Origin of the sequence: Bifidobacterium dolichotidis (assembly GCF_003951975.1) — a bacterium.
Taxonomy (GTDB): Bacteria; Actinomycetota; Actinomycetes; order Actinomycetales; family Bifidobacteriaceae; genus Bifidobacterium; species Bifidobacterium dolichotidis.
Map to the genome: position 1 here is coordinate 799059 of NZ_QXGM01000001.1, position 16611 is coordinate 815669.

The 16611-nt window shown below is 51.5% G+C and carries 15 protein-coding genes; 1 reads left to right on the forward strand and 14 read right to left on the reverse strand.

The genetic code is table 11. The features are described from left to right. Positions 1-36: 36 nt before the first annotated feature. The 3 genes from D2E26_RS03025 to D2E26_RS03035 all read right to left on the reverse strand — a co-directional run bounded on the left by D2E26_RS03025 (position 37) and on the right by D2E26_RS03035 (position 4922). Positions 37-1482 carry a UTP--glucose-1-phosphate uridylyltransferase gene (locus tag D2E26_RS03025; RefSeq protein ID WP_420897188.1) on the reverse strand — a complete coding sequence of 482 codons (1446 nt, stop codon included), beginning with the start codon at positions 1480-1482 and terminating at the stop codon, positions 37-39. A gap of 540 nt (positions 1483-2022) precedes the next feature. Continuing rightward, complete coding sequence (gene der, locus D2E26_RS03030) at positions 2023-4152, reverse strand: bifunctional cytidylate kinase/GTPase Der (RefSeq protein WP_125963190.1); 2130 nt, start codon at positions 4150-4152, stop codon at positions 2023-2025. Continuing rightward, positions 4149-4922, reverse strand: coding sequence for a pseudouridine synthase (locus D2E26_RS03035; protein WP_125963191.1), 774 nt, complete (start codon positions 4920-4922; stop codon positions 4149-4151). The genes der and D2E26_RS03035 overlap by 4 nt, the downstream gene beginning before the upstream one ends. 198 nt (positions 4923-5120) lie before the next feature. Here D2E26_RS03035 and D2E26_RS03040 point away from each other — a divergent pair, with 198 nt between their 5' ends. After that, on the forward strand, positions 5121-6131 hold the full coding sequence (locus tag D2E26_RS03040) for an MIP/aquaporin family protein (protein WP_241218836.1): 1011 nt from the start codon (positions 5121-5123) through the stop codon (positions 6129-6131). On the opposite strand, the gene D2E26_RS03045 is transcribed toward D2E26_RS03040, so the two are convergent. The 11 genes from D2E26_RS03045 to D2E26_RS03095 form a co-directional block, all read right to left on the reverse strand. Beyond that, entirely contained in the window at positions 6117-6401 is a 285-nt protein-coding gene (locus D2E26_RS03045; protein ID WP_125963192.1) for a DUF3017 domain-containing protein, read from the reverse strand. The two genes, D2E26_RS03040 and D2E26_RS03045, sit on opposite strands and share 15 nt — an antisense overlap. Before the next feature lie 191 nt (positions 6402-6592). Then, on the reverse strand, positions 6593-8206 hold the full coding sequence (purH, locus tag D2E26_RS03050) for a bifunctional phosphoribosylaminoimidazolecarboxamide formyltransferase/IMP cyclohydrolase (protein WP_125963403.1): 1614 nt from the start codon (positions 8204-8206) through the stop codon (positions 6593-6595). Further along, a complete protein-coding gene (locus D2E26_RS03055) occupies positions 8163-9665 on the reverse strand; it encodes a cell division protein PerM (RefSeq protein WP_125963193.1) in 1503 nt (500 codons plus the stop codon). Before D2E26_RS03055 ends, purH begins: the two co-directional genes overlap by 44 nt. Before the next feature lie 35 nt (positions 9666-9700). After that, complete coding sequence (gene sucD / locus D2E26_RS03060; RefSeq protein WP_125963194.1) at positions 9701-10618, reverse strand: succinate--CoA ligase subunit alpha; 918 nt, start codon at positions 10616-10618, stop codon at positions 9701-9703. 26 nt (positions 10619-10644) lie between these two features. Continuing rightward, positions 10645-11856 carry an ADP-forming succinate--CoA ligase subunit beta gene (gene sucC / locus D2E26_RS03065; protein WP_125963195.1) on the reverse strand — a complete coding sequence of 404 codons (1212 nt, stop codon included), beginning with the start codon at positions 11854-11856 and terminating at the stop codon, positions 10645-10647. A 102-nt stretch (positions 11857-11958) separates the two neighbouring features. Further along, positions 11959-12552 carry an adenine phosphoribosyltransferase gene (locus D2E26_RS03070; RefSeq protein WP_241218837.1) on the reverse strand — a complete coding sequence of 198 codons (594 nt, stop codon included), beginning with the start codon at positions 12550-12552 and terminating at the stop codon, positions 11959-11961. A gap of 139 nt (positions 12553-12691) precedes the next feature. After that, positions 12692-13204, reverse strand: coding sequence for a preprotein translocase subunit YajC (gene yajC, locus D2E26_RS07645; protein WP_125963197.1), 513 nt, complete (start codon positions 13202-13204; stop codon positions 12692-12694). 59 nt (positions 13205-13263) lie between these two features. Next, positions 13264-14349, reverse strand: coding sequence for a Holliday junction branch migration DNA helicase RuvB (gene ruvB, locus D2E26_RS03080; protein ID WP_164515838.1), 1086 nt, complete (start codon positions 14347-14349; stop codon positions 13264-13266). 96 nt (positions 14350-14445) lie between these two features. Continuing rightward, positions 14446-15084, reverse strand: coding sequence for a Holliday junction branch migration protein RuvA (gene ruvA / locus D2E26_RS03085; protein ID WP_125963405.1), 639 nt, complete (start codon positions 15082-15084; stop codon positions 14446-14448). 152 nt (positions 15085-15236) lie between these two features. Continuing rightward, a complete protein-coding gene (gene ruvC, locus D2E26_RS03090) occupies positions 15237-15818 on the reverse strand; it encodes a crossover junction endodeoxyribonuclease RuvC (protein ID WP_125963198.1) in 582 nt (193 codons plus the stop codon). A gap of 7 nt (positions 15819-15825) precedes the next feature. Next, positions 15826-16581, reverse strand: coding sequence for a YebC/PmpR family DNA-binding transcriptional regulator (locus D2E26_RS03095; protein WP_125963199.1), 756 nt, complete (start codon positions 16579-16581; stop codon positions 15826-15828). Between the last annotated feature and the right edge of the window lie 30 nt (positions 16582-16611).

A 16611-nucleotide genomic window follows, 5' to 3' on the forward strand; every position in this document is an offset into this window, starting at 1 on the left:
TTCACGATGAAACGTGACAAAACTCACAATGAATATTTAGAGCCATTCGTCTGGTTCGATGCCTTGTGGGCCAACATATTCACCATTTGGAACGTAGCTCGGCTTGCCATTATCCGTCAGCTTGGCGTCTCCATAGAAGCTCACATCGCGACCGAATGTCCAATCACCTTCAATAGTCACTGAGTTAGCTGCAGCAACTGAAGGAATCGAATATGGGAAACGTTCATCGAAATCGTGAATGTTCTTGTAATAGCGTGGATCGAGTGACACGTTCGGGAAGATGTAGTTGCCATCTTCCATCTCGTAGAGATCCGTCAGGTGGAAACGATCCGAACGCATAATAAACAAATCGTCGGTCGTCTTCACTGGCAGGAAGCGCATACGATCAACGAGTACGCATGTTGCTCCCTCGAACAGTGACACTGCAGCACCCATCGCCGTCTCGAGCTGCATGACTGGCGTCGAGTCTGGATTCGTTGGATCCACGGTCTTCTTGTTACGAATAACAGGCAGCGGCAGCACACCGTTATACTTGGCGAGCATATCGCGCAGTGCATCGATGCGTACCCAAATGTTATTCGTGTTGAAGTATGGATGCTTCTTAATATTCATTGCATCGTAACGATCATCAGGATGCACCTGAGACATCTCACGCAGTTCAAGACGATGCGTCACCTTGTTGAACACCAAGTGACCGCCCTTACGATCTGCATGCGTACGACGTGCAACCTCGATCATCATTGGAGCGCCCGTGTTCTCAAAATGCTGAGCCAGCGTCTGAGAAGGACGAGCACCAAGATTATCGGAATTCGAAATAAACAGATACTTAAAGCCACGAGCATCGAGCTCATCAAGCAGACCCGATTCCCAAATCGTCGAGAACAGATCGCCGTGTCCTGGCGGGCACCACTCGAGCTCTGGATTCTGAGGATACGAAACCGGCAGGCCCGTAGCAATCTCAATCTTTGGCTCACGGTGCTGAATAATCTCAACAGGAATACCGTGCTGCGTGAACTTAGGCGTATGTGCCAGTACCTTCATCGTATCTGCGGAGGTACGGAACGAATTCATCAGTGTCAGTGGCAGTTCCACGCCCAAGCGCCTACGTGCCACCATAACCTGGCCAAGAATAATATCAATAAAGCGCATCTGGCGTGCCTTGTGACGACGCACAGGCAGCAGCGACTTTGCGCAATCCAAACCCATAGAAGTGCCAAGGCCACCGTTCAACTTCAGGAACGCAGTCTTAGCAAATGCCTTCACAGCTTGATCGTGATCGATGGTTTCGTAAACATCATGGAAGCTTGGTACGTTATCAAGGCGCTCAACGTCTTCTTCACGAATCCAGCTCGTAGCATCGTTCTCTTGCCATTCGTGGTAGAGACGCTCGAACTGTGCAATGGCAACTTCGCTGAGACCCTGCTCGCGCATCTTCTGTGCCGATTGCTCGAAAAGCTCCGCCATGTCGACCCTTTCATACATCAAAATTTAGCGTCGTGGGAAATTCTGTTCGTCCAGACTTTCTGCTGTATATTCCCGCAACAAAAGTAGTACCCTACTCGTTTTTCCTTGGAATTGCCAAATTAAGGGTGTGAAAACGCTTGCAAATTCTTTGTGAAGAAACGTTGTTCAGCACCGCAATTGACGTCAATGTGTTGATTTTGTACGTAGAGAGATGCTGCTATATTGCTCCACGTTACCGTATGCAATGTACGGCTTTGCCGCATTCAAGAACGGCATTCACTCACTGTTGCGTCGTCATTTTCTGCAACTATTTCATTCGCAGTTTTCGTTGCTATCTCGCGTAAAAACCGTTGATTTTTCAATGATTTCCGTCTAACCAGCGTATGCTGCTACAGCTCCATGATGCTGCACTTGACTGAAGCGCTTCTGTTTAATTTGGAGTTCGTGGGTACATTGCTTAAACGATTTATCACAACAAAAACCGCACTTATGCAACGTTTGCAAAAGTGCGGTTTGATTGTTCAGTCGAATTAGTCAGAAATTCATCTGAAATACAACTTACTTACGTTTTTTCTTCTCGCGAATATTGACGGAAATCTGAATTGGAGTGCCCTCAAATCCGAATTCCTCACGCAACTGACGCTCGAGGAATCGACGATAACCGTGCTCAATGAATCCGGTTGCGAACACCACAAAACGAGGTGGACGCGTCGAAGCCTGCGTTGCGAACAGAATACGAGGCTGCTTACCACCGCGCAGAGGATGTGGATGAGCGGCCTGGATGCGACCCAAGAAGGAGTTGAGCTTACCCGTTGGAATACGCTTGTCCCAAGATTCCAGAGCCTGAGTCATTGCACGAGACAGACGGTTCGTGTGCCAGCCAGTCTTAGCCGACAGGTTGACGCGCTGTGCCCACGTCACACGCTCGAACTCGGTCTTCCACAAGCGTTCCATGCGCTGGCGATCGAAGTCGTCCATCAGATCCCACTTGTTGAAAACGAGCACAATAGCACGACCCGCATCAACAGCAGTGCTCATAACCTTGAGATCCTGATCGGAAATTGGCTGCGAAGCATCAAACAGCACCAAAGCAAGTTCCGAACGCTCAATAGCAGCCTGCGTACGCAGCGACGAATAGTACTCAGCACCAGACAGCTTGTGCTGGCGGCGCTTAATACCTGCGGTATCGATGAACAGATAATCCTTGCCATCGATGTCGACGATTTCGTCAACAGGATCACGCGTCGTACCTGCAATATCGGAAACCACAGAACGGTCTGAACGAGACAGCTTGTTCAGCAGACTCGACTTACCAACGTTTGGACGACCAACCAGAGCCACGCGGCGCAGACCCGATGGAGTCAGGAAGCCACTCGTACGCTCAGCCTTCTTGAGACTGTCAATAGCAGCATCAAGCAGATCACCAACGCCCCTACCGTGCATTGCCGAAATTGGATAAGGCTCACCGAGACCAAGCTTCCAGAATTCAGAAGCTGCATATTCAGCATTCTGATCATCAGCCTTGTTAACAGCAACCGTCACTGGCTTACCCGAGGAACGCAGCAGACGCACAATACGCTCGTCCGTGTCAGTCAGACCAACCTGGCCATCGACAACGAAAATAACTGCATCAGCCAAGTCGACTGCAATCTGAGCCTGCGAAGCAATTGCCGAGTCAATACCCTCAACATCAGCTTCCCAGCCACCCGTGTCGACGAGCTTGAAATCGGTGCCAGCCCATTCAGCGTCGTAGGACACGCGATCGCGCGTAACGCCTGGTGTATCTTCAACAACTGCTGCACGGCGACCCAGAATACGGTTGACCAGCGTTGACTTACCAACGTTTGGACGACCGACCACAGCAATCACACCAACGGCCTTAGCCTGAGCCTGCTGCTCATCGTCAACAAAGCTTGTGCCTTCGATCAGGCCTTCATCGCCCTCTTCGAGCTCATAGCCTTCGAGGTTTGCCGAGTACTGCTCGTAAGCCTGCTCTTCTTCAGCAGTCTCCACCAAGCCGATCAGCACATCAAGTGTTTCTTCGAACGTCAGATCGGAGTTGTCAACAGTCGTCACGCCTTCGGAAGCCGTCAGGAACGACGTAACCTTCGAATCCATCTTGTCGCGGGCAGCAACGTTCTCTGCACCAACGCCGCTCTTTGCCTGACCGTTACGACGGGCCTGGCGCACTTCTTCACGAGCAGTCAAGAGAATACGCACTTCAGCGTCTGGAGCCACAACGGTCGTAATATCGCGGCCTTCAGCCACAATGCCTAGACCATTGCTAAACGACTCTTCTGGACCCTGAGCTGCAATATAAGCGCGCTGTGCTGCAATCAGAATGTGGCGAACTGGAATAATGTTCGACACCTTGCTGACGTGCGTTGAAACTTCAGACGAACGAATTGCTTCAGAAATATCCTCACCATCGGCAAATACGCGTGGATCGTCTGGATCCACAGCAATATCGAAATGGCCTTCGGTAAAGAACTCGGCAACCGTTTCAGTAACGAACCGCTCATCAAGCGTTTCTGCATCAAGGTCAATGCCCTTGTGCAAGCACCACCATGCGCATGCACGGTACATAGCGCCCGTATCAAGATAGGCATAGCCGAAATACTTGGCTACAGCCTTTGACGTCGACGACTTGCCAACGCCTGCAGGACCATCAATAGCTACGGTAATCACAGACCCACCGCCTTCGACAGCGAGCGAACCTCAGTGCTCGAGAGCACACGGTACGAACCAGACTTCAGATCGCCCAGCTTAATAGGACCAATCTGCGTACGAACGAGTCGACGCACTGGGAAGCCAATAGCACCGAAAATACGACGCACAATACGGTTCTTACCCGAGTGCAGCACAACCTTGACAATCGTCGTATCGTGATGCGCATCAATAATCGAGCACTGATCAAGCTTGATCCAACCATCATCAAGCTGCACACCCGTGCGCACGAGTCGACGGCAGACATTGCCGCTCAGATGACCATCCAGCGTTGCAACATAGGTCTTCTCGACTTCGTACTTAGGATGCATGACGTGCTGGCTCAGTTCGCCATCGTTCGTCATCAGAATCAGGCCTTCCGAATCGTAATCCAGACGACCCATGTGGAAAATACGCTCGTACTTATCGCCGACGATGTCACGCAGCGTGTAACGACCCTTTGGATCGTCCATCGTGGACAGCACACGCTTTGGCTTATTCAGAGCCAGCGTAATATGACGAGTGTTAATACGAATACGAGATCCATCAACGCGCACTTGCTGGCGCTTTGGATCAACTCGAGTACCAAGTTCGGTGCACAGTTCACCATCAACTTCGACTCGACCATCAAGAATCATTTCTTCGCACTTACGACGCGAACCGAATCCTGCCTGAGCAAGGACCTTCTGCAGTCGAATGCCTTCATTTTGCGATGCATGGGCCTTTTTGGCCTGGCTATAAGCGTGTGGCATCGTTCTCCCAACGTGGCCATGACACTCCCCTGTGTTGGTGTTCAACGAAACGGGGGCATCGGTGAATAATAGAGCTGTACTGAAACTTCCCAGCAATTCGTAAGTTTGCGGGCTAGTATGGTGCAGCATGAGTCATCGCGCTAGGGTGATGACTGAAGTGAATCTTTCACTTCAAAATGTTAAGTATAAAGGATTGATATGACTGCAATGACTAACGGACCTATGCCTCAGCAGCAGATTGTTGTTGAGCAGGTCACGCGTCCTGACCAAAAGAACGGCTTGCATCACGGTATGTGGGCACGTGTACTTGCCGAACTGGCAGGTAGCTTCATGATTTGCTTCGCCATTTACATGATGCTTTCCTTCGGTACGGCTTTCTACGGCACCGATATGGCATTCGTGGCTCTTGGCACGGGTGTGGTGTACGCCGCAATGACGTTTATCTTCTCGAAGATTTCTGGCGGTCAATTTAACCCAGCAATTACCGTTGCTGCAATGCTGACCAATAAGACTCGTGTGCTCGATGGCATTCTGTACATCGTGGCTCAGGTTATTGGCGCAATTGCTGCTGGTGGTCTGTTCGCTGCTGTTGTTCCTACGTCCCAGTCGGTGCAGGCAACGCAGTGGTACTCGATGATCATTAACGGTTATGGCGAGGGTTCTGCAATGGCAACTCAGCTGAGCCAGCTTGGTATCAGCTTCAACATCACGCTCGCTATTGCTGTTGAGCTGATTGCTTCGATTATTGTTGTGGCAACTGCAATGGCAACGCTGCGTTCGAACGGCGCTCCAACGCGTATGCACAGCATTGCAATGGGTGTGGCTTATGCAGCTGCAACAACGTTCTCGTATGTGATTACGGGTGCTTCGATTAACCCAGCACGTGCAACCGGTATTGCTATCTTCGCTCACGGTAAGGGTCTGACCAAGGAACCTCTGACTCAGCTCTGGGTCTTCTGGGTTTGCGCAATTCTCGCTGCAGCTCTTGTGGCTCTGGCCATTATCATCGCTCAGGTGATTAACAACTCGCAGAACATTGCTGCTCAGGAAGCACAGATTGATGATCAGATGCAGCAGGACGAGCAGATCATGGATCCAGCTGCTCCTGTGGAAGGCGACGTTACGCTGCGTGAGCAGGAAGCAGATCTTGCTGCTCCTGATGGATTCGCTGCTTCGATGCAGGATCCACAGAACTCAGAAAACAAGTAAATGAGTACTGAGCTCTAACACAACAAGCACAATACCGAAGCCGATGCCAAGCGTGGCATCAAAAGCAACGGTACGAATGCGCCAAGGGCTTTTATCACGCATAACAATGCGGATCACGCCCGTTGCAATGGCCGTCACTGCCATTATGGTGGTGGCGGCCATTGTGTGTCCTAACCAGGCAATAACTGCTGCAAGCACCACGATGACAGCAACCGTCCACTCGAACCAAGGCTTACCTTCACGAGATTCGGACACAAATGGATGCGTCATACAGGATGCTCCTTGTATAGTCAGTTCACTACTTACTTGATTTGTTATAACACATAAGGCTCAGCAGAAGCTATTGCTCTGCTGAGCCTTATGCATCTTGCTAGTTCCACCATACACAGGGCACGACCTAGCGTTTGTTGACCTATGTTTGCTGATCTAGCGTTAATTGAAACAAGCGTTCGTTGGAGAACTCAGTGGAAGAAGTGACGCGTTCCTGTGACATACATTGTGATGCCTGCTGCGCGAGCTGCCTCGAACACTTCTTCATCGCGAATTGATCCACCAGGCTGCACAATGGCCTTGACTCCGGCATCAATCAGAATCTGTGCACCATCGGCAAATGGGAAGAATGCATCAGATGCTGCCACAGCACCTTGGGTTCGGTTGCGGTTGTTATCGAGCGTATTTGCGCGATCTACTGCAAGATGCGCGGAATCCACGCGATTAACCTGGCCCATGCCAATACCAACAGTCGCACCATCATGGGCAATCAGAATGGCGTTCGACTTCACACAGCGAATAGCACGCCATGCGAATTCAAGATCAGCCAATGTTGCTGCATCAGCGGCTTCGCCAGAAACCAGGGACCATGTTTGTGGGTTGTCACCTGGAGCATCAATCCGATCCATCGACTGCACAAGCAAACCACCATCAATCTGGCGGAACTGCTGCACGGCATGTTCTGGAGCTGCAACTTTGAGAATGCGCAGATTCTTTTTCTTATCTTGCAGCAGCTTCAATGCATCAGGCTCGTAATCAGGAGCCACAATAACCTCAGTGAAAATAGGACGAACCTGTTCGGCCATTTCATAGGTCACCGTGGAGTTAGCAGCAATAACACCGCCATAAGCACTCATTGGATCGCAAGCGTGTGCTTTACGATGTGCTTCTGCAACCGTGGCACCAATGGCCAGACCGCATGGATTATTGTGTTTGACCACGGCCACAGCAATATGACCAGTCATATCCCATACAGCACGCCATGCTGCATCAGCATCAACATAGTTGTTGTAGCTCATTGGTTTGCCGCCCAGCAGCTCGGCATGGGCAAAGCTTTGTGTATGCAATGGATCCACATAGAGCGCTGCCTGCTGATGAGGATTTTCACCATAGCGCAGTACACGTGCACGATCCCATGTACGCGTTAAGGAATCTGGGAACAGCGTTAGATCTGGAGTGTCTGTTGCTTCAGTCGTAGTAAGACTTGCTGGCTTCGTCCAATGCTCAGCAGTCCATTCACGAATAGTTGCATCATAGGCGGCCGTGTGAGCGAAGGCCTTGCCGGCGAGCCAACGGCGCTCTTCTAGTGAGAAGCCCTGGCCGTTGGCCACACGCTCAGCGACTAATGCATAATCGGCTGGATCAGTAATCACAGCAACTGTGGCGCTGTTCTTGGCGGCACCGCGCACCATCGATGGACCGCCAATATCAATTTTCTCAATAATTGCATCCGCTTCGGCGCCGGAACGAACCGTGTCAGCGAATGGATAGAGATTAACCACAACGAGGTCGAATGGCTCAATGCCGAATTGCTCAAGCTGTGCTGCATGATCAGCATTCGTCATATCGGCCAGAATGCCAGCATGAATATGTGGGTCGAGTGTTTTCACGCGACCGTCAAGGCACTCTGGGAATCCAGTTACGGTGCTGACCTCTGTAACTTGTACGCCAAGCTCACTTAAACGCTTGGCAGTGGATCCCGTGGACACCACTTGGGTGCCTGCAGCAATAAAAGCTTGTGCGAGTACCTCAATACCTTCTTTATGAAAGACCGATACGAGGGCTCGTCGTAATGGTCGGTTCATCGTCACCGTTGTGCTCCTTCATCGTGGGGTTCGAGTTGACCACACGCGGCGTGTGTGATTTCCTCTTCTCATCATGAGTTTCCGGCGATGGCTTCTTACCATCTTCGGTAGTTGTTTGAGCGGTGGCACGTCGTGCGAGCAGCAGACGAACACCAAACACAGCTGCTGCTACAACTGCAGCAATCAGCCATGCAAGTATGAGACCATATGCAGTTGGCTTTGCAACTGCATTCGTGGCATTGGCCACAGGTACACCAACATGAGCAAGCTCATGCTCTCCCAGTGCACCATTCGACAGCGTGAATACAATGTTCGCAACCAAGCAAACTACAACAGCAATAATGCAGAATGCACCTGCAGCATAAGCAAAGTTGAACAGCTGCTGCAATCCAGATGACTTAATTTGGGCAATCGCCTGATCTGAGGACTGCTGATCTTCAGACTTCTCGGTTTCTTCCTTCACTGCTTCTGCTGGCTTGGCGTCTACGCCTGCATTTGAGGAAGCCGTACGAGGAGCCTTTGGTGCTGATGCAGAAGTCAAATGAATATTGCGCAAAATTGGGAAGCACTTACGCAACATAAACAGCACCAGACCTGTAACCAAGCTCGTAACGAGCGGGATCAGAATAAACAGCGTGCGCACGGCGTCTTGGCCAACTGGCTGTGGGAACAGGCCGAAAATTGGCAGACCTGGCAGATCCTTGCTCGAGGCTTGCCACATGGAGTACGTGGCCAGGGTGCCGATGTTGAATTCGGCGCCGAACAGCCAAGCAATAGCCCAGATGCACAGATTTGGCAGCCAAGCCAGTGCCATAATGCTCATGCAGATACGCGAGCCAGTCTGCATATTCAGTACGGTGAACAGACGCACCATATTGTCGAAGTCCATGCAGATCCAGACGATAGCCGTAATAATGCCTGCGGCTGCATAGATGCCGAGCATAATGCCAGAGCAGCGGAATGCAATGCGGCAGACGCGGCGAATCTGTTCGGAAATGTGAGACGTGATGTAGGTCTTTGCACGCTCGAGCAGCTTCGAACCAGGCAGTGCGGCCCAGACGTAGCCAATCGAATACATGAGTGCGAGCTTAACGATAATGAGGAACGTCGCATCGATAAACATATAGGAAATCGAATGCGTGAATATCAGCTGGAGCACTACCCAAGCGAACACGCCACTCGCCCACGAGGCGACCGAACGCAGCTTGAAACGCAGCACAAACGCGCGAATCAGTACGATCATCAGGCCCGTGAGCAGTAACGGCATAATCGTCACAATAAGTGAGTCAGTGCGGTAGCCAACGCCTTCAGCAAGCATCATCACAGCCTGCGTTAATGGCACAGCAGACTGCGATAAATTCTGGCCGCTCTCTTCGATTGAGAAGATTAACAGCGCTAAAGCTATTAGGCAGCCTAACGATAAACCGAATACGACTAACGTTATGGCTGCGGCGGCCATTCCTTTAAGACATTGTTGAACGACGTTTTTGCTCATCACAGTTGCGCAAGTGTATCACGCATGAGTTCCGCACATTCGCTTGGTGTCTTCCCAACGCGAATGCCGTGGGCCTCTAAGGACTCTAATTTGTCTTGTGCTGTGCCCTTTCCGCCAGACACAATGGCACCCGCGTGTCCCATCTGCTTGCCTTCTGGAGCCGTGAAGCCGGCAACGTAGGCAACGACTGGCTTCGTCATATGATGCTTAGCCCAGTGTGCTGCTTCTTCTTCGGCACGGCCACCAATTTCGCCAATCATAACGACGGCCTTCGTGGCGTCATCGTTTTCGAACTCTTCGAGTGCTTCGCGCAGCGTTGTGCCCACAATTGGATCGCCGCCGGCGCCGAGGCATGCCGTGAAGCCAATATCGGCCAGCTCACTCATGAGCTGGTACGTAAGCGTGCCCGACTTCGAAACCAAGCCCAGTGGACCGCGGCCAACAATGCCATCAGGAATAATGCCGAGGTTGACGCCTGGGTGCTCGGCATCCTCGCCCACAGTCATCAGGCCTGGGCAGTTTGGACCGACAATGCGAATGCCACGCTGCAGCGCAAGCTCGACGCAATAGGCCGTGTCATTTACTGGAATGCCTTCAGTAATAACCACGATGAGCTTGACCTCAGCTTTAATGGCCTCAATCATTGCATCCTTGGCAAAGCGCGGTGGCACGAAAATAACACTGGCTTGTGCGCCAGTTGCGGCTTTAGCTTCGGCGACCGTGGCGAACACTGGGATCTCAACAGTGTTGCCGGCTTCGCGAGCCTCGAATGTAATTGCTGTGCCAGCCTTGCGCGGATTAACACCGCCCACAATATTCGTACCGGCCTTGAGCATGCGCTGCGTATGCGTCATGCCCTGATGGCCCGTCATGCCTTGCACAATCACAGGTGCGTTATTGGCAATAAATGCACTCATTGAAATGTTCCTCCTGTGATCGTGGTTTAGGCCTGCGTAGGTGCTGGCGCAGATGCTGGTGTTGCTGCCTGTGCAGCGAATGCAACGGCTTGGCGTGCGGCTTCATCCATAGTGGCCGCCACATGCACATTGGTCTTATGTGCGGCTTCGAGCGTGGCCAAGCCTTCTGCTGCGGCGTTGCCATCAAATCGAACAACCATAGGCACCGTAATGCCGAGCTCATCAACGGCTTGCAAAATACCTTCGGCGACGATTTCACACGAGGTAATACCGCCATAGACGTTAATGAAAATTGACTTCACACTTGGATTCGCGGTAACGGCCTTGAGGCTGCGACTCATTGCCTCTGCTGAAGCGCCACCGCCAATATCTAAGAAGTTAGCTGCTGTAATTGGCTGGCCAATAGCATCGCCGGCGAAAGCAACGGCATCGAGCGAGCTCATAACGAGGCCTGCGCCATTACCAATAACGCCGACCTGCCCGTCAAGCTGCACATAGTGCATACCCGCTGCCTGTGCACGTGCTTCTAATGTGTCACTGACCACAGGATCTTCGAATCGCTTCCAGCCATCGTGACGGAATGCAGCATTGCCTCCCAACGAGATTTTGGCATCCAATGCATAGAGCTGCGTAGATCCATCTGGCAGTTCCACATTTGCCAAAGGATTGATTTCTACAAGCGTGGCATCATTCGTAACAAAGCACTGCCACATCTGTTCGAGAATGGTTGCAGCCTGCTCAATATCAGCACCTTCAAACGCGATAGCCTCAGCCATACGCACGGCTGCTGCATGATCGAAGTTCTCGAGCATCGTAATCTGCATGCGCTTGACAGCTTCTGGATGATCATGCGCAAGAGTTTCGACCTCAGTGCCACCAGCAGATGTAGCCAGCACACAGAATGATCGGTTCGTACGATCAACCGAAATTGAGACATAGTATTCGTCTCGAATATTCATGGCTTCGGCAACGAGCACACCGTTAACCGCATGGCCATCAATCGACATAGGAAGAATATGATCAATAGCCGCACTCGCCTCTTCGCGAGTTTTGACGACTTTCACCGCACCAGCTTGACCACGATGACCAATTTTGGCTTGGCCCTTAATCACTGCAGGTAAACCAATGTGTTCCAGAGCCTGCATTGCTTGCTGCTTATCGGCCGCGTAAATTGCATCAGGTGTTGGAATCCCAGCTTCTTGTAAAAGCTCGCGTGCCTGATATTCGTAGAGGTCCATCAAGTAATCCTTGGTACGAGTGAGGATACGTTGTTGCCTCTAGTTATACAAAAACAGGGCGCAGCGCACCCTGTTTGTTTCATATAACGATTGTTAATCGTATCAAGCTGGCATCTTCATCAGCGACTCAACTGGGTAGTCGCCCAGTTTCTTGACGCCGTCGAGACCAACGAGCTCCATAACGAAGCTAAAGCCTGCAACCGTACCACCGCACTGCTCAATCAGATCACGTGCAGCCTGTGCCGAACCGCCAGTTGCGATCAAGTCGTCAACAATCAGCACACGCTTGCCCTCTTCAATGAGGTTGTCTTCAACTTCAATTTCGGCCGTGCCGTACTCGAGCGAGTACGAAGCCTGCTTGGTTGGAGGTGGCAGCTTGCCGGCCTTACGCACAGCAATGAAGCCCTTACCCAGGCGGTTAGCAAGTGCTGGTCCAAACAGGAAGCCGCGTGCCTCCAGACCTGCAATCATATCAATTTCTTCTGCAGGCACAGGAAGGGCGTCAATAAGAGCGTCCATAAGCAGACCGAATGCCTTGGCGTCGGCAAAGATCGGCATGAAATCACGGAACAGAATGCCTTGCTTTGGGAAATCGCGGATCGTGCGGACGCGCGAAACGAGATAATCGGCATCGGCTTCATTCATCTGAAGCGCGGCGTTCATCGTGATATCTGTGGAAAGCTGGCTGGAAGACATGGGAATTCCCATCTCACATTCTTGGCTTGGTCGGTATTCGGTCATTGTTGATTGTTTCGTTGAGTCAGTGCAGAGCACAGCTCAACAAGCATAAATGCGGCACGCCATATTATGACACATGGCATGCCGCAATATCGTCTCAGTTATTCGAAGTTGCTGGCTTTTCGGCGGAATCTTCAGCAGTTTCGGTGTTTTGCTCTACCTCAATTTCGCGGGCACCGTAAGGCAGACCTTCTGTGCTCGTCTCGATAACCTCGGTAGGTTCGGACTTCTGCTCGATTTCAGCTGGCTGCTGCTCTGCTGCAGCTTCAGCTGGCTCAGCTTCTTCTGATTCCTCGTTTTGTGGCAGTGGGTTACCATTTTCGTCGACTTCATCGTCACGGACGTAAGCCGGGCGGACGTACTGGCGAGAAATTGCCTTAGTCGTGAAGCGCAGCAAAGAACCTTCAGAGTCGATAACGACCTCGTCGTACTCAGGATCCGAGGACACAACCTTACCGATCACACCACCAATGGTGATGATCTCAGTGCCAGGCTCGAGTTCGTTAATGAAGTTCTGCCTTTCCTGCTGTTGTTGCTTAGCCTTACGACCCTGTACAACCATGAAAATAATCATGAAGAGCAGCAGAATAATCAGAATGGAATACTGCACTGTTTGGCTCCTTAGTCAAGTGCGTTTGTTATGTGGGCAAAACCCACGACCGGCCAAGTTTAGAACAACTTGCTGACATCTCCAACAGATTCATCAGGCATAGTTATTCCCAAATGTTGCCAAGCTTTACGCGTAGCAACGCGACCCTTAGGCGTTCGGATCATAAATCCTTCGCGCACCAAGTATGGTTCGCACACAGTTTCCACGGTTTCTGCTTCTTCGCCGACCATTGCAGCTAAGTTATTGAGGCCAACTGGACCACCATTAAATTGCTTCACAATGGCGTTGAGTACTGCAATATCGAGCCTATCGAGACCTTCTGCATCAATCTGGTAGAGCTCAAGAGCTTCACGCACATCTTCGTCAGTAACTACATCGAGATCATGCACTACTGCCCAATCGCGTACACGGCGCAGCAAACGGTTAGCAATACGCGGCGTACCACGAGAACGCAGCGACAGCTGGTGCGAAGCGCCTTCTGCAAGTTCTAGACCAAGAACTGCAGCAGAACGTGCAATCAACTTTTCGAGTTCTTCTGCTGGGTAAAAATCAAGATGAGCTGTAAAGCCGAAACGTGCACGCAGTGGCGAAGGCAGCATGCCTTCACGTGTTGTTGCACCAATAACCGTGAAGCGAGGCAGCGTCAACGGAATTGATGAAGCGCCTGGACCCTTGCCGACCATAACGTCAACACGGAAATCTTCCATAGCGATATAGAGCAACTCTTCTGCAGCACGAGGCAGACGATGGATCTCATCGATAAACAGGACTTCGCCTGCATCAAGCGAGCTCAGAATAGAGGCCAAGTCACCAGCGTGCTGAATTGCAGGACCAGACGTTACTCGAATTGGCACGCCCAACTCATTAGCCACAATCATGGCCAGCGTAGTTTTGCCCAATCCTGGAGGGCCTGCAAGCAAAATATGGTCTGGTGGTACCTCGCGCTTGCGCGCAGCATCAAGGAACAGCTGCAGCTGTGCCTTCAGCGTTGGTTGGCCAATGAAGCCGGACAGCACATGAGGACGGAGCTCCTCATCACTAATTGGCTCGTTGCCCATGGCTGTTGCTTGGACCATACGCAATGATTCTTCGTTTGCATCGCTATTCATGCCGTTGAATGCAGCTGCTTCATCAGCATTGTTCATAGCTTCTCCCCTAATTCACATGTTGATTGGTGTGTGCGTCAATGGCATCAACACCATGTGGGACTCAAGTATTTCTTGTTGTGGTTGAGTTTTAGATCAGTGACCCTGATCAAGCGCATTTAATGCAGCGCGCAACACTTCTGGCACAAGGTCCTGAGCCAGTGGCGTTTCCAAGCTGCGCTCCTGAATAACCGTGTCCACAGCGAGCTGAACATCTTGCTGACGCCAGCCAAGCGACATCAGGCCCTCAATAACATCCATGCGCGCATGATCCACTGGTTCGTTGCGCGTAGCTTCTGCAGACGAGCTACCACTCTCATTGCCATCGATGGCATCCAAATTAATAGAGCCCTTGAGCTCCAAAATGACCTTCTGTGCAGTTTTCTTGCCAAGACCTGGTGCCTTCACAAGCGCATTAACGTCTGCATCAGAAATAGCATGGGCCAACTTCGATGCATTCAATGTGCTCAGCAGTGACAGTGCAACCTTTGGACCAATGCCGCTGACCTTGAGCAGCTGCAGGAACATCTGCTTCGACGACGACTCCAAGAAGCCGAATAACGTAATAGCATCCTGCGAAACAGACATATAGGTATAGACGGTTGCTGGCATGCCAATATGCATTGTTGCTAAATCAGCACTTGGCATATGTACTTCAAAACCAATGCCATGCACATCAATAACTGCGGCATTAATATCGACGGCTTTTACTTCACCGCTCAGCAATCCAATCATGGCCATCCCTTCTGGCAAGAATGCTGTTGTTCATATATGAGCACAACAAAGTATAGCCATTCGAACAGATGTTCGCATGCGGCCGAGTGTAGGCATGTTGTGAAAATAAAAATGCGGCAGCCCACTCGAAGTGGACCACCGCAAAGGTGCGACTACATAGCACGTTTAGCGCTTGAGGTTTTTCCTGCACGTTGTGCAGCTTGTGCCCATTGGCGCTGTGCCTTCGTCAAATGCTGCTCTCGCTCACCACCTTGGATTGCACCTGCTGGGCGCAATGCATGGCAGATTGCAATTGCTAAAGCATCTGCAGCATCAGCTGGTTTTGGCAGCTGATTTAAGCCAAGAATTCGTGCAACCATACGTTCCATCTGAATTTTTTCTGCACGACCATTACCTGTAATGGCGAGCTTCGATTCCGATGGTGTATGCACTGCTACTGGAATGCCACGCTGCGCTGCTGCCAACATAGCGAGTCCTGCAGCTTGTGCAGTACCGAGCACGGTGTTGCGGTTTTCTTGAGCGAATACGCGTTCAATTGAGACCACGTCTGGTATGAATTCATCCATTTTGGCGCATAAGCCGTTATAGATTTCCAACAGACGTAAGTCCTGTGGCGTATGTGGATCCGAACGGACCACATCCACATGAATAAACGAAAGCCGGCGGTATGCGCCGGCTTCGATTACGCCGACTCCGCACCGCGTTAGTCCGGGGTCAACGCCAAAAATAATCAATGGAGACTCACTCCTCGTCGAGCTGGGCCATCACTTCGTCGGAAGCGGTCCAGTTGCTGTAGATGTTCTGCACATCGTCGAGGTCATCGAGAGCGTCGATGAGCTTCGAAACCTTGCGTGCATCGTCGAGCGAGAGGTCGATCTCGTTCTTTGGCAGCATCATCAGATCAGCGGAATCGTAATCGATGCCTGCATCCTGCAGAGCCTTACGCACGTCGAGCATATCGGATGGATCGGTGATGACTTCGTAGGTCTCGCCCTCATCCTTAACGTCTTCTGCGCCAGCCTCAGCAGCCTTCTCGAACAGGTCGTCAAACTCGACGCCCTCTGCAGGAACGACGATGACACCCTTGCGCTCGAAGTTGAAGCTCACGGAACCAGTCGTGGCCAAGGAACCATTGCCCTTGGTCAGCGTGGAACGCACTTCAGCTGCTGCACGGTTACGGTTATCGGTCAAGCATTCGATGATCAGACCAACGCCTGCAGGTGCGTAACCTTCGTAGACGATGTCTTCATAGTTTGCGCCGCCGGCTTCTTCGCCCGAGCCACGCTTGACAGCACGCTTGATGTTGTCAGCAGGCATCGAAGCCTTCTTAGCCTTGTAAATAGCGTCGTACAGCGATGGGTTACCATCAGGGTCGCCGCCACCTTGGCGAGCTGCAATCTCAATGTTCTTGATCAGCTTGGCAAACAGCTTGCCACGCTTTGCATCAATGGCAGCCTTCTTGTGCTTGGTAGTCGCCCACTTGGAATGTCCGGACATGAATTGCTCCTAGGCGTCGGGAATAGTATT

Bases quoted from the DNA above. Each gene is read 5' to 3' on its own strand.
- D2E26_RS03025 (WP_420897188.1), bottom strand. From the start codon at position 1,482: ATGTATGAAAGGGTCGACATGGCGGAGCTTTTCGAGCAATCGGCACAG.
- sucC (WP_125963195.1), bottom strand. From the start codon at position 11,856: ATGGACCTCTACGAATATCAGGCACGCGAGCTTTTACAAGAAGCTGGG.
- D2E26_RS03035 (WP_125963191.1), bottom strand. From the start codon at position 4,922: ATGCCACACGCTTATAGCCAGGCCAAAAAGGCCCATGCATCGCAAAAT.
- ruvA (WP_125963405.1), bottom strand. From the start codon at position 15,084: ATGATTGGATTGCTGAGCGGTGAAGTAAAAGCCGTCGATATTAATGCC.
- D2E26_RS03070 (WP_241218837.1), bottom strand. From the start codon at position 12,552: ATGTCTTCCAGCCAGCTTTCCACAGATATCACGATGAACGCCGCGCTT.
- sucD (WP_125963194.1), bottom strand. From the start codon at position 10,618: ATGAGTGCATTTATTGCCAATAACGCACCTGTGATTGTGCAAGGCATG.
- D2E26_RS03045 (WP_125963192.1), bottom strand. From the start codon at position 6,401: ATGACGCATCCATTTGTGTCCGAATCTCGTGAAGGTAAGCCTTGGTTC.
- ruvB (WP_164515838.1), bottom strand. From the start codon at position 14,349: ATGAACAATGCTGATGAAGCAGCTGCATTCAACGGCATGAATAGCGAT.
- D2E26_RS03055 (WP_125963193.1), bottom strand. From the start codon at position 9,665: ATGGCCGCCGCAGCCATAACGTTAGTCGTATTCGGTTTATCGTTAGGC.
- D2E26_RS03040 (WP_241218836.1), top strand. From the start codon at position 5,121: ATGACTGCAATGACTAACGGACCTATGCCTCAGCAGCAGATTGTTGTT.
- purH (WP_125963403.1), bottom strand. From the start codon at position 8,206: ATGAACCGACCATTACGACGAGCCCTCGTATCGGTCTTTCATAAAGAA.
- D2E26_RS03095 (WP_125963199.1), bottom strand. From the start codon at position 16,581: ATGTCCGGACATTCCAAGTGGGCGACTACCAAGCACAAGAAGGCTGCC.